The sequence below is a fragment of the Rhizobium sp. F40D2 genome (assembly GCF_051810745.2).
Classification (GTDB): domain Bacteria; phylum Pseudomonadota; class Alphaproteobacteria; order Rhizobiales; family Rhizobiaceae; genus Rhizobium.
This window is the reverse complement of sequence record NZ_CM131436.1, coordinates 2,362,219-2,375,312: the sequence shown is the minus strand read 5'-3', so window position 1 is coordinate 2,375,312 and position 13,094 is coordinate 2,362,219. Positions and strand designations below refer to the sequence as shown.

The following is a 13,094-nucleotide window of genomic DNA, read 5'->3' as shown; positions in this document are numbered from 1 at the left end:
TCTTCTCCATTATGTCTGTTTCCATTATGCTCGGCGCTATTATGTTATAAAAATATAACATGTCAAGCGAATCGACCGACGACCCCGTTTTCAAGGCGCTGGCGCATCATCGCCGCCGCGAAATCCTCGACCTGCTCAAGGATGGCCCGCGCACCACAGGGGCGCTTTGCGAGATGTTTCCGCAGATGGACCGCTGCACGGTGATGCAGCATCTGAAGGTGCTGGAGGACGCCGATCTGGTCATCGCCAGGAAGGAGGGCCGCGAACGCTGGAACCACCTGAACAGCCTGCCGATCAAGCACATCCATGACCGCTGGATCAGTGCCTATGCCGGGCATGCTCTATCGATCCTCGACCGGTTGAAAAGCGATCTCGAAGGCCAGGCGGAATAACAATCCGGCCTGCAGCTTTCCTGCACCCCCGTGCATAATTTATGCGTTGCCTGGAAATCCCGGCCTTTATAGCCTCCGGCGCCGAAACACTGAAGAGGCGGTGCGATGACGATACTGGTGACGGGAAGCGCCGGCCATCTCGGCGAGGCGCTGATGCGCACCCTGAGAGGACAAGGCCGGCCGGCGCGCGGCATCGATGTCAAGCCGTCGGCTTTTACCGACATGGTCGGCTCGATCGGCGATCGCACCTTCGTCAGACAGGCGATGTCGGACATCCGCCACGTCGTCCATGCCGCGACGCTGCACAAGCCGCATGTGGCGACTCATGGCAATCGCGATTTCCTCGACACCAATGTCGGCGGCACGCTGAACCTGCTCGAAGAGGCGGTCGCCGCGGACGTTGCAAGTTTCGTCTTCACCAGCACCACCAGCACCTTCGGTGCGGCATTGACGCCGGCCGCCGGCCAGCCGGCCGCATGGATCACCGAGGAGGTGCTGCCGGTTGCCAAAAACATCTACGGCGTGACGAAATTCGCCGCCGAAGGCCTGTGTGAACTTTTCGCCCGCAAATCCCTCCTGCCGATCGTCATTCTCAGGACCTCGCGTTTCTTTCCCGAAAGTGACGACGCTCCTGATATTCGCGGCGGCTATTCGGCAGAGAATGTACAAGCAAACGAGTTTCTTCACCGCCGCGTTGACATCGCCGATGTGGTCGGCGCTCATCTGCTGGCGCTCGATAAGGCGCCGGCAATCGGCTTCGGCCGCTACATCATCTCGGCCACGACGCCATTTACGTCGGACGATCTCGCTGAGATCAGGCGCGACGCGCCTGCCGCCGTCGAACGGTTGTTTCCAGGTGCCGGTGCCCTCTATGCCGAGCGCGGCTGGAGTATGTTCCCGACCCTCGACCGCGTCTATGTCAACGCCCTCGCAAGGCGGGAACTCGGCTGGGAGCCGCACTACGATTACCGCTTCGTGCTCGATTGCCTCAGCGACAACAAGGAATGGCGCAGCCCGCTGGCGCTCGATGTCGGCTCCAAGGGCTACCACGACGAGGTCTTCACCGAAGGACCTTATCCGGTCGATCAGGCAACGGCCTGAATTGCAGGCTCTCCCGCATAATTCCCTAAATCGGAACCGATTTAAGGATAAAATTATGCAGCTATTCAAAAGTGCTACAGCGTTCTTTGCGCGTCTTTTCAGACGCGCGGCGCGGTAGGAGCGTCATCCAGATATCACGATCCCATCCTAGACCGTTAGCCGGGGATATGGGGAACGAGATCCAGGACGAGTTCTGTCTGCGGATCGATCCCAAGGCCGAGGGTGTCATTTGAAGCGGTGTCCAGCCTCCGGGCGGAAACCGTTGCAGGAGCGCTTTGACCGAGAGGGAATTTCATGAAGAACGTCAGACCATACGCATCGCGGCTGTTTGCTGCGGTTCTCGCGGCATCCGCCGCCATTCCGGCCGCAGCAAGTGCGGAGAATTCCGCCGCCGTCGGCGGCCATACCTTCGCCAACAAGGGCTTGGTCGGCATCGGCCGCATCCCGGCCAATCAGCGCGACAAATTCGGTGAAACTTTCGGCTCCGGCTCCGGCATGGCAATCGATTCCGCCGACTGGAGCCGCGATGGCGCCGGCTACAAGGGCACGCTCTACCTGTTGCCCGACCGTGGTTATAACGCCGTCGGCACCGTCGACTATCGGCCGCGCCTGAACACCATTGCGATCGGCCTGACGCCGACCGCTCCGGGTGCGACACCTGAGGCCGGCAAGGACGGCGGCGATTCCGGCTCGACCCGCCAGAACACCCGCGCCATGATCTATGACGCCGCCGATTCCGATCACCTGAAACTGGTGCACGAATATGTCGTGCCGCTGCCGGTCTTCAAGGATGCCAAGGACAAGACGGTGGTCGCGGCAGAGAGCGAAATCGTCGCCCTTTCCGACAAGAGCTTCCTGATGCTTGCCCGCGACAGCGGCAACGGTCAGGGCCTGAAGGGCGACACTTCGCTCTACCGCAAGATCAACATCGTCGATCTCTCCGGTGCAACCGATATCGCCGGCAGCGATTTCGATGCCGACAAACCGATCGCGCCGAAGGGCGTCGTCGATCCTTCGTTGACGCCGGCGACGCTGACGCCTTTCATCGATATTAACGACAAGGCCGAGTTAGCCCGCTTCGGGCTGCACAACGGCGCACCGAACGACAAGAACAACCTGTCGGAAAAATGGGAAGCCATAGGTCTTGCGAGCGTTCTCGATCCGAACCTGCCGGACGACTATTTCCTGTTCGTCGCCAATGACAACGACTTCCTGACGCAGGATGGTTTCCAGGTGGGCGCAGCTTACAAGGCGGACGGCGGCGCCGACGTCGACACCATGTTCCAGGTCTTCCAGGTCACCCTTCCCGGTTTGAGGAAATAGCCGCACTCGACGAAGGGCGGACGCCCCTCTGCATAATTCCTTAAATCGGCATCGATCTAAGGATAAAATATGCAGCCATTCAAAGTGCTACAGCGTCCTTTGCGCCTCTAAAAAGACGCGCGGCACTGTAGCCGCCTTCGCCCGGTCGGTCCGGCGTCTTCGCTTAAGATAGAAGGGAAGGTGCGATCCACGACCACCGATGGATGTTTACGATCCTGGGTGCCTACAAACGTAGGTGGGCGCCGTGTGTCCAGGCCCACGGGCCTGGCCAGGGACAGCTCCCTTTGGATCGAGTATGGCCCCAGGGATTGTGGTTCCTGTCGAGAGGCGCAGACCGCATCGCGATATATAAGGTCGTTTGCGCTGACGCGCCAGTGGCCGCAACTCGTCCTCATTTAATTGAAGATCAATTGAGTTCGGGGGCGGGACGTCCGTTCAGCTTGTCGGTGATACCGCGAATGCGGGTTGAAACCTCGCTGAGCGCCGCCGCCAAATTCTCCTCGGTGCGGGCGGTGGCGGCAAGCACCGTGTCGCGGTTGCCGCGCAAGGATTCGAGTTCGGATTCCAGCCCGGCGACGCGGCGCGTCAGCTCGGCAATCTCGTCCATGATCATGATACCGGCCATGACCGTGATCCTGAGATCGCCGATTTCCCCGAACTGCCCCTTGAGATGGCCGACATAGCGGTCGAAACGGGTGGCGAGATCGGTCAGGTGATCCTCCTGCCCTTCCTCGCAGGCCATGCGATAGGCTTTGCCGTCGATCGTTACCGTCACCTGCGCCATGCCAAACTCTTTCCATAAGAGCATGATGCCGAAAAGTGTGAGCGGTTTTCCGACAACATCATGCTCTAACTCTTTCAATGAGAACAGGATTCAGATTTTGGGCCAACTTGGCCGGAAATCATCCTGTTCTAGCGATCCAGAACCGCGCGGATCGTTTCCATGGCAGTCACCAGCCGCCGCGATACCTCGCGGTTGACTTCCTCAAGCCGGTTGGCGCGGAATTCGGCCTGATCGAGCTCCTGCGCCAACCGGGAGCGATCGGCGTGCACGCGCCGCACCTCGCCCTCGATCTCGCCCTGCTCGCGCTCCCGCTCGACGCGCATATCGACGGCGTTTTCGAGGCTCGAAATCGCCTGTCTCAATTCGTTGAGCGCTGCTTCCATGGTTTTGCCTGTGGGCATCATGCCTTCCCGATTCCCGCGCAGGATCCGCGAATCGGCACGCCGCGCCGGTCCTGCGATTTCAAAAAGGATATGCAGCTCGCCGACGGCCCGTCAATAAATCCTGTCACCTGCCCACCGGCCTATCTTGTGGATGAGCGTTTTAGATATCCTCACCACACAAGATTTGTCTTTTGTACAATCGCGCGATCAAATGTCAAAAATCGCCGCGACCCGCCCGGATTTGGCGTCCCATTTATTGACTTGCCAGCGCCAACTGCTATGTGTCTGCCGCTTTCACTCGATGGTCTTGGAGGCTCGAGGCCATCCCCCGACACCCGGAACTTGCGGAAAAGCCATGACCTCTCCCGAACAACATGACCGGATGGCGAATGCGATCCGTTTCCTCGCCATGGACGCCGTCGAAAAAGCGAACTCCGGCCACCCGGGCATGCCGATGGGCATGGCCGATGTGGCAACGGTCCTGTTCACCAAATATCTGAAGTTCGATCCGAAGAAGCCGCATTGGCCGAACCGCGATCGCTTCGTGCTCTCGGCCGGCCACGGCTCGATGCTGCTTTATTCGCTGCTGTATCTGACCGGCTATCCCGACATGACGGTCGAAGATCTGAAGCAGTTCCGCCAACTCGGCTCGAAGACTGCCGGCCATCCGGAATATGGTCACGCTACCGGCATCGAAACGACCACCGGCCCGCTCGGCCAGGGCATTGCCAATTCCGTCGGCATGGCGATTGCCGAGCGCAAGCTGCGCGAGGAGTTCGGCGCCGATCTTCAGGATCACTATACCTATGCGATCTGCGGCGACGGCTGCCTGATGGAGGGTATCAGCCACGAAGCCATCGCGCTCGCCGGCCACCTGAAGCTAAACAAGCTCGTTCTGTTCTGGGATAACAACTCGATCACCATCGACGGCGCCGTATCTCTCTCGGATTCCACCGATCAGATCGCCCGGTTCAAGGCCGTTCACTGGAACACGATCGAGATCGACGGTCACGACCAGGCTGCCATCGCTGCCGCGATCGAGGCTGCCCACAATTCCGACCGGCCGACTTTCATTGCCTGCAAGACGATCATCGGCTTCGGCGCCCCCAACAAGCAGGGCACCCATAAGGTCCACGGCAACCCGCTCGGCGCCGAGGAAATCGCCGCCACCCGCAAGGCGTTGAACTGGGAATCCGAACCCTTCGTCATCCCGTCGGACGTCCTGGACAGCTGGCGTGCAGCCGGCGCCCGCTCCGTCGATCTCGTCAACGCCTGGGAACAGGGTCTGGCCAAGGCTCCGGCCAAGGCCGAATTCACCCGCCGTATGGCAGGCGAGCTGCCGGAAGGCTTCGATGCCGCGATCAGCGCCTACAAGAAGAAGCTCGCCGAGACCAAGCCCACGGTTGCCACCCGCAAGGCTTCGGAAGACGCGCTCGAGGTCATCAACGGCTTCCTGCCGGAAACGCTCGGCGGCTCGGCCGACCTGACGCCGTCGAACAACACCAAGACCAGCCAGATGCATTCGATCACGCCGACGGATTTCGCCGGCCGTTACATGCATTGGGGCATCCGCGAGCACGGCATGGCCTCTGCCATTAACGGCATTGCGCTGCATGGCGGTCTCATTCCCTATAGCGGCGGCTTCCTGATCTTCTCGGATTATTGCCGCCCGCCGATCCGCCTCGCTGCGCTAATGGGCATCCGCGTCATTCACGTCCTGACGCATGACTCGATCGGCGTCGGCGAAGACGGCCCGACGCATCAGCCCGTCGAACAGCTCGCCGGCCTGCGCGCCATCCCGAACCTGATGGTCTTCCGTCCGGCGGACGCCACGGAAACAGCGGAATGCTGGCAGATCGCCGTCAAGACGCACAACCGTCCTTCCGGCCTTGCGCTGACGCGCCAGAACCTCACCGCGTCCCGCACCGAATACAGCGAAAAGAACCTCTGCGAACAGGGCGCTTATACGCTGGCCGGCAATGCCGACGCCAAGGTGACGATCTTCGCCTCCGGCTCGGAAGTCGAAATCGCCGTTGCCGCCCGCGCAGCCCTTGAAGCCAAGGGTGTCACGGTGCGCGTCGTATCGGTTCCCTGCACGGAACTGTTCTTCGAGCAGCCCGACGCCTACCGCAAGGAAATCCTTGGCAACTCGCCGGTCAAGATCGCCGTCGAAGCTGCCGTCCGCGAAGGCTGGGATGCTTTCATCGGACCGGAAGGCACTTTCATCGGCATGAAGGGCTTCGGCGCTTCCGGCCCGGTGAAGGACGTTTACAAGCATTTCGGCATCACTGCCGACGCCGTCGTTGCGGCCGCGGAAGCAAAGCTTTAATGAGGGCGCCTTGAGGCGCTCTCCATCTCCTCAATTCCAGGCCCTTTCCTATCGGGCTCTATTCTATCGGGAGTGAATGAACATGACAGTCAAGGTTGCCATCAACGGTTTCGGCCGCATCGGCCGCAACGTTCTCCGCGCTATCGTCGAATCCGGCCGCACCGACATCGAAGTCGTCGCCATCAACGATCTCGGTCCGGTCGAGACCAACGCCCATCTGCTGCGCTACGACTCGATCCACGGCCGTTTCCCTGCAACCGTGAAGGTCGAGGGTGACACGATCATCGTCGGCAACGGCAAGCCGATCAAGGTCACCGCGATCAAGGATCCGGCAACGCTTCCGCACCGCGAACTCGGCGTCGACATCGCGATGGAATGCACCGGCATCTTCACGGCGCGCGACAAGGCCGCCGCTCACCTGACGGCCGGCGCCAAGCGCGTCATCGTTTCGGCGCCTGCAGACGGTGCCGACCTGACCGTCGTCTTCGGCGTCAACCATGACCAGCTCACCAAGGAGCACATGGTCATCTCCAACGCCTCCTGCACCACCAACTGCCTGGTGCCGGTCGTAAAGGTTCTCGACGACGCTGTCGGCATCGACCACGGCTTCATGACGACCATCCACTCCTACACCGGCGACCAGCCGACGCTCGACACGATGCACAAGGACCTGTATCGCGCCCGCGCCGCCGCCCTCTCGATGATCCCAACCTCGACCGGCGCTGCCAAGGCTGTCGGCCTCGTTCTGCCGCATCTGAAGGGCAAGCTCGACGGTACCTCGATCCGCGTTCCGACCCCGAACGTTTCGGTCGTCGACTTCAAGTTCGTCGCCAAGAAGGCGACCAGCGTCGGCGAAATCAACGAAGCCATCCAGGCTGCTGCGAACGGCAAGCTGAAGGGCATCCTCGGCTACACCGACGAGCCGCTCGTCTCGCGTGACTTCAACCACGACAGCCACTCCTCGATCTTCGCAAGCGATCAGACCAAGGTCATGGAAGGCAACTTCGTGCGCGTCCTGTCCTGGTACGACAACGAGTGGGGCTTCTCCAGCCGCATGTCCGACACGGCCGTCGCTTTCGCCAAGCTCATCTGAGCGCTGTTAAAGCATCGACAGACAAGCGGCCCGGGAAACCGGGCCGCTTTTTGTTGCCATGCCGCAAACGAAACCGGTCTTCTCTGCACTGGTATCTTTTCGCCCATGGCCGGGATGAGATCTGTTAGAATAAAGCACCTGGACATTCCACAATGCCCAGTTCCTCGCGCCGCGTCGGCCACCGGCCAGGCGCGGAACGCCAATACCGTGCGGCAGCGCTGTCGCCAATATGAGAGAGATGGATGGATTATTTTACCGTAGAAATCGCCGGCCGCGCCGTTGCCAGCTTTCGCTCCGAAAATAGCGAGGATGCGACGCATTTCTTCGAGGCGGAAGACTTTCGCGACGACCTGACCATCCTGGAGTCCGAGGGCAAGCCCCTATGGGACCGCAAGGCCGCGCTCAGCCTGCGCAAGGCGACCGCCGAAGAGGCAAGCGAAGTCGAGCATGCCTATGAATTCGACGACGACCCCGAAAGAACCATCGAGGACGAATTCGTCGTTTTCCTCGTGCCGGTCGCGGATCTGACCGATGAGGGCGAGGACACCGAAGACTGACTCCGGCTTCGAAAGCCACACCGAAGCCATGGGTTCGGTGTGGCGTTGCCGCTCGCAAGGCTGCTGGATAACAGGTTGGCAATCCGCTGCCCAGGCGTGATAGGTTGAGGATATGCGCAGCGCTGCACAATGGCTGAGGTGATCCAAGTGGAGGCGATACATGGCAGAGGCACAAAAACGCTCGTCCCACACCACCCTCAAGCGGCGACAGCGGTTTCATCCCAAGCGGGACGTCAGACCTGCCGTGCTGGCAAAGGCTAACCGTCTGGTCATCTGGGTTGCCGCGTTCATCGGCCTCACGTTTCTCACCATCATCATCCTTCAGGCTGTGTTGTGACAGCAGAGCAGCGGCGGACCGGCAGGAAAAATCTATGCCTGTCCGTTTTGCCCTGCTCTCGCCTGATTTTCTTATACATTCTTTATAGAGAATTTCTCCCGTAGCATTCCGTGGCGGTTGGCCGTCCGGCAGCCGTTCAGCAGCATGATGCAGCATCGCGACGAGGTTAAGCCGCACGGCCTACCCTTCTCTGACGTTTTGCCGTTTACTGATGGACCGCCGCGCATGAGGAGGAGTTGGATGAAGGCGGATCGGCCGGGGTGGTCGTTTTCGTGAAGCAGTCGATGGAAAGGGGTGGGCATGGAAGCGTTCTATATCGTGGTGCTGGTTTCGACGGCGCTCGTGCTTCTTGCCGCTTTTTCAAGCCTGCTCGCCTTCCGGTTCGGCGCCCCGCTGCTGCTGCTTTTCCTGATGATCGGCCTTGCCGCCGGCGTCGACGGCCTCGGCATCGAGTTCAGCAACAATTATCTCGCCTATATTCTCGGCTCCATCGCGCTGGCCGTCATCCTGTTCGATTCCGGCTTCGGCACGCCGATGCATGCTTTCCGCCTCGCAGCCGTGCCCTCTTTGGCGCTCGCCTCGGTCGGCGTGCTGATTACAGCCTCGCTCTTTGCCTTCGCCGCCATGTGGCTCTTGAACTTCACCTGGCTGGAAGGTCTACTGCTCGGCTCGATCGTCGCCTCGACAGACGCCGCCGCTGTCTTCTTCCTGCTGCGCATCGGCGGCATCAACATCCGCGACAAGGTGCGCTCGACGCTGGAGGTCGAATCCGGCACCAACGACCCGATGGCGATCTTCCTGACCATCGCCCTTGTCGAGGTGCTGGCGAGCGGCGAACACTACGCCGGTATCAACATCGGCATGCTCGCCATGTTCGTCCAGCAGATGGGGCTCGGCGTCATTCTCGGCCTGCTCGGTGGCATGATGATTGTGCTGATCGTAAGCAAGCTCGACACCGATCGCGGTCTGACGCCGATTTTCGTGCTGGCGCTCGCCCTTCTCGTCTTCTCCTTCACCGGCGCAGTCGGCGGCAGCGGCTTCCTCGCCGTCTATGTCGCCGGCATTTACGCGGGAAACCGCAAGATGCAGGCGATCGGCACCATCAAGCGCTTCCAGGACGGCATGACCTGGCTGGCGCAGATAATCATGTTCCTGGTGCTCGGCCTGCTCGCCACGCCGTCGCAATTCCCTGTGATCATCGTGCCGGCCATTATGCTTGCCCTCTTCCTGATCTTCGTCGCCCGGCCGCTGGCGATCTGGCTGTCGCTGCTCCCCTTCGATTACACGCAGCAGGAGATCGGCTTCGTTGCCTGGGTCGGCCTGCGCGGCGCCGTCTCCATTCTGTTGGCCATCATGCCGATCCTCGGCGGCCTGGAAAACGGCCAGATCTATTTCAACACGGCCTTCATCATCGTGCTGGTCTCCCTGCTCGTCCAGGGCTGGACGATCAAACCCGTCGCCAAGAAGCTCGGCCTGATCATTCCGCCCCGCATCGGCGCGGTCGACAAGGTCGAGGTCGACCTGCCGGGTGCTGCCAACCACGAACTGCTCTCCTACCGCGTGATCAAGGATAGCCCGGTGCTGCGCGGTGAGCGCATTCCGCGCTGGGCCACACCTTCGCTCGTCATCCGCGACGGCAAATCGATGCGCTATCAATATGCCGGACGGCTGCGCGAGAACGATCTCGTCTATCTCTTCATCGTGCCGAGCTACTCGCGCCTGCTCGACCGCCTATTCGCCAGCCGTGCGCCTGTCGATGAAGACGATGCCGAATTCTTCGGCGCCTTCGCGCTCTCGCCCGCCCGCCCCGCCGCCGATCTCGACGCCGCCTACGGTCCCGGCCTGCTCAACGAATCCGAAAAAGGCCTGACAATTGCCGAATTGATGCGGCAGCGCCTCGGCGGCAAGGCCGATTATGCCGACCGCGTCCGTCTCGGTTCGATCATCCTGATCGTCCGCGATCTCGATGAGCACGACCACGTGACCTCCGTCGGCATGTCGCTCGAAGCAGTCGAACCGGCGATCACGCTACCGATCTTCATCAATCTCAAGGACATTATCGAGAGGATCCGTGACCGGCTGAAGGGGCGCCGGAGGCGAGAAGCAGCAGCCTCCGAAGCCGCTCCGAAAGCAGCGGCCGGACGCGACGAAGGCACACACGAAAACGGTCGCTGAACGCCTTGCGTCTCGAATGATCCTTGCTATGGTCGGCGCAATTTCCGCCAACCAAGACTGGATCTCCCCATGCCTTCCTTCAAGACCCTCGACGATCTTTCCGACATCCGCGGCAGGCGCGTTCTCGTCCGCGTCGATCTCAACGTCCCGGTCAAGGACGGCAAGGTCACCGATACGACGCGCATCGAGCGTGTGGCGCCGACGATCCTCGAACTGTCCGAAAAGGGCGCCAAGGTGATCCTGCTGGCCCATTTCGGCCGTCCGAAGGACGGCCCTTCGCCGGATCTGTCGCTGTCGCTGATCGCCCCTTCGGTCGAGGAAGTACTGGATCATGCCGTGTCGACGGCCTCCGATTGCATCGGCGAGGCCGCCGCCTCCGCCGTCGCAGCGATGAATGACGGCGATATCCTAATTCTGGAAAACACCCGCTTCCACAAGGGCGAGGAAAAGAACGATCCCGACTTCACCAAGGCGCTTGCCGCCAACGGCGATATCTATGTCAATGACGCCTTCTCCGCCGCCCATCGCGCCCATGCCTCGACCGAGGGTCTCGCTCACCATCTGCCGGCCTATGCCGGCCGCACCATGCAGGCCGAGCTGGAAGCACTGGAAAAGGGCCTCGGTGATCCCGCCCGCCCGGTCGTCGCAATCGTCGGCGGCGCCAAGGTCTCGACCAAGATCGACCTGCTGATGAACCTGGTGAAGAAGGTCGATGCACTGGTCATCGGCGGCGGCATGGCCAATACTTTCATCGCCGCCCGCGGCACCAATGTCGGCAAGTCGCTCTGCGAGCATGATCTTGCCGAAACCGCCAGGCAGATCATGATCGAGGCCGCGACCGCCGGCTGCGCCATCATCCTGCCGGAAGACGGCGTGATTGCCCGCGAGTTCAAGGCGGGTGCCGCCAACGAGACGGTCGATATCGACGCTATTCCCGCCGATGCCATGGTGCTCGATGTCGGCCCGAAGTCCGTTCAAGCCATCAACGCCTGGATCGAGCGCGCTTCGACCCTCGTCTGGAACGGCCCGCTCGGCGCCTTCGAGATCCAACCCTTCGATGCCGCAACCGTCGCCGCCGCGAAATTCGCAGCCGAGCGTACCACAGCCGGCAAGCTCACCTCTGTTGCCGGCGGCGGCGACACGGTTTCTGCGCTGAACCACGCCGGCGTTGCCGACGATTTCACCTATGTCTCCACAGCCGGCGGCGCTTTCCTGGAATGGATGGAAGGCAAGGAGCTACCCGGCGTCGCCGTCCTGAACGCCGCTCGGTAACTGCCTCATGCATCGGCCTGACAATCGGGCCGATGCATCCGTTCAAAATGTTGCAGCAGCCTTCGCGCCTCGGAAGGCGCAGCGGCGCTGCAAGCCCGATTTGACAGGTTTTACATGTGGATAGACCGCGGCGGCGAAGAGCCTTCCGCGGTCTTTTGCTCACGCGTTGGAAAAAATCCCATTTTTTCAAACGATTGAATTGATTTCAATCGTTTCAGTGACTTAGCCTTCCATTTTCCTCTCTATAAACTTCTGTTATCGCCGTCCTATATTCTTAAACCGCCGATGTTTAATGCTGTGGAGAGAACGAGAATGAGCGAACGACTGAAAGACATTGCAGTGCAGATGGTTGCAGGCGGCCGGGGACTGCTTGCGGCAGATGAATCGACCTCCACCATTAAGAAGCGTTTCGACACGATCAACCTGGAATCGACCGAAACCAGCCGCCGCGATTACCGCGAGATGCTCTTCCGCTCCGACGAGGCGATGAAGAAATATATCTCTGGCGTCATCCTGTTCGAAGAGACGCTGTTCCAGAAGGCCGCGGACGGCACGCCTTTCGTCGATATCATCCGCGCTGCCGGTTCCATTCCCGGCATCAAGGTTGACACCGGCGCCAAGCCGATGGCCAAATATCCGGGCGAAACCATCACCGAGGGCCTCGATGGTCTCGGCGAGCGCCTTGCCAAGTATTATGAAGCCGGCGCCCGTTTTGCCAAATGGCGCGGCGTCATCGCCATCTCCTCGTCACTACCGACCCGCGGTTCGGTCCGCGCCAACGCTCAGGCGCTTGCCCGCTATGCCGCCCTCTGCCAGGAGGCCAACATTGTGCCGATCGTCGAGCCGGAATGCCTGATGGACGGCAAGCCGGGCGACCACAACATCGACCGCTGCGCCGAAGTCACCGAAGCCACGCTGCGCATCGTTTTTGAAGAACTGGCCGATGCCCGCGTCAGCCTCGAAGGCATGATCCTGAAGCCGAACATGGTCATTGACGGCAAGAACGCCCGCAAGGCCTCGGTCGCGGAAGTCGCCGAACGCACCGTCAAGGTGCTGAAGGCGACCGTTCCATCAGCCGTTCCCGGCATCGCCTTCCTCTCCGGCGGCCAGACCACCGAAGAAGCAACCGCGCACCTGTCCGCCATCAATTCCACCGCCGACCTGCCCTGGCTCGTCACCTTCTCCTACGGCCGCGCCCTGCAGGACAGCGCGCTCAAGGCCTGGAACGGCAAGCCTGAGAATGTCGCCGCCGGCCAGCGCGAATTCACCCACCGCGCCGAGATGAACAGCCTCGCCGCCAAGGGCAACTGGAAGAAGGACCTGGAAAAGGCCGCCTGATTTTTCAGGC

At 61.1% G+C, this 13,094-nt stretch carries 12 protein-coding genes and 1 other RNA gene; 10 read left to right on the top strand and 3 right to left on the bottom strand.

The window, feature by feature from the left end:
- Positions 1–59 precede the first annotated feature (59 nt).
- From ACS4RS_RS11410 to ACS4RS_RS11400, 3 genes are all read left to right on the top strand, one after another.
- On the top strand, positions 60–392 hold the full coding sequence (locus ACS4RS_RS11410; protein WP_439010877.1) for a metalloregulator ArsR/SmtB family transcription factor: 333 nt from the start codon (positions 60–62) through the stop codon (positions 390–392).
- Positions 393–497: 105 nt separating this feature from the next.
- On the top strand, positions 498–1,493 hold the full coding sequence (locus ACS4RS_RS11405) for an NAD-dependent epimerase/dehydratase family protein (RefSeq protein ID WP_439010878.1): 996 nt from the start codon (positions 498–500) through the stop codon (positions 1,491–1,493).
- A 294-nt stretch (positions 1,494–1,787) separates the two neighbouring features.
- A complete protein-coding gene (locus tag ACS4RS_RS11400) occupies positions 1,788–2,816 on the top strand; it encodes a hypothetical protein (protein WP_439010879.1) in 1,029 nt (342 codons plus the stop codon).
- Between the two features lie 180 nt (positions 2,817–2,996).
- On the opposite strand, the gene ssrS is transcribed toward ACS4RS_RS11400, so the two are convergent.
- The 3 genes from ssrS to ACS4RS_RS11385 all read right to left on the bottom strand — a co-directional run bounded on the left by ssrS (position 2,997) and on the right by ACS4RS_RS11385 (position 4,004).
- Positions 2,997–3,155: non-coding RNA, 6S RNA (gene ssrS, locus ACS4RS_RS11395), on the bottom strand.
- A 67-nt stretch (positions 3,156–3,222) separates the two neighbouring features.
- Positions 3,223–3,600, bottom strand: a complete 378-nt coding sequence (locus ACS4RS_RS11390; protein WP_439010880.1) for a cell division protein ZapA — start codon at positions 3,598–3,600, stop codon at positions 3,223–3,225.
- Positions 3,601–3,728: 128 nt separating this feature from the next.
- Entirely contained in the window at positions 3,729–4,004 is a 276-nt protein-coding gene (locus ACS4RS_RS11385; RefSeq protein ID WP_037094330.1) for a DUF4164 domain-containing protein, read from the bottom strand.
- A 334-nt stretch (positions 4,005–4,338) separates the two neighbouring features.
- Between ACS4RS_RS11385 and tkt the strand changes: the two genes are divergently transcribed.
- The 7 genes from tkt (at position 4,339) to ACS4RS_RS11350 (ending at position 13,084) form a co-directional block, all read left to right on the top strand.
- Entirely contained in the window at positions 4,339–6,312 is a 1,974-nt protein-coding gene (gene tkt, locus ACS4RS_RS11380) for a transketolase (protein ID WP_439010881.1), read from the top strand.
- 82 nt (positions 6,313–6,394) lie between these two features.
- Complete coding sequence (gene gap / locus ACS4RS_RS11375) at positions 6,395–7,405, top strand: type I glyceraldehyde-3-phosphate dehydrogenase (RefSeq protein WP_003590295.1); 1,011 nt, start codon at positions 6,395–6,397, stop codon at positions 7,403–7,405.
- A 242-nt stretch (positions 7,406–7,647) separates the two neighbouring features.
- The gene (locus ACS4RS_RS11370) at positions 7,648–7,962 is read left to right on the top strand and encodes a hypothetical protein (RefSeq protein ID WP_097629218.1); all 315 of its coding nucleotides are present in this window, start codon (positions 7,648–7,650) and stop codon (positions 7,960–7,962) included.
- A 160-nt stretch (positions 7,963–8,122) separates the two neighbouring features.
- Positions 8,123–8,299 (top strand): hypothetical protein, encoded by a 177-nt coding sequence (locus ACS4RS_RS11365; protein WP_439010882.1) that lies wholly within the window; start codon positions 8,123–8,125, stop codon positions 8,297–8,299.
- A gap of 300 nt (positions 8,300–8,599) precedes the next feature.
- Positions 8,600–10,474, top strand: a complete 1,875-nt coding sequence (locus ACS4RS_RS11360; RefSeq protein WP_439010883.1) for a potassium/proton antiporter — start codon at positions 8,600–8,602, stop codon at positions 10,472–10,474.
- 69 nt (positions 10,475–10,543) lie between these two features.
- Positions 10,544–11,746, top strand: coding sequence for a phosphoglycerate kinase (locus ACS4RS_RS11355; RefSeq protein WP_439010884.1), 1,203 nt, complete (start codon positions 10,544–10,546; stop codon positions 11,744–11,746).
- Between the two features lie 312 nt (positions 11,747–12,058).
- Complete coding sequence (locus ACS4RS_RS11350) at positions 12,059–13,084, top strand: class I fructose-bisphosphate aldolase (protein WP_439010885.1); 1,026 nt, start codon at positions 12,059–12,061, stop codon at positions 13,082–13,084.
- Positions 13,085–13,094 lie beyond the last annotated feature (10 nt).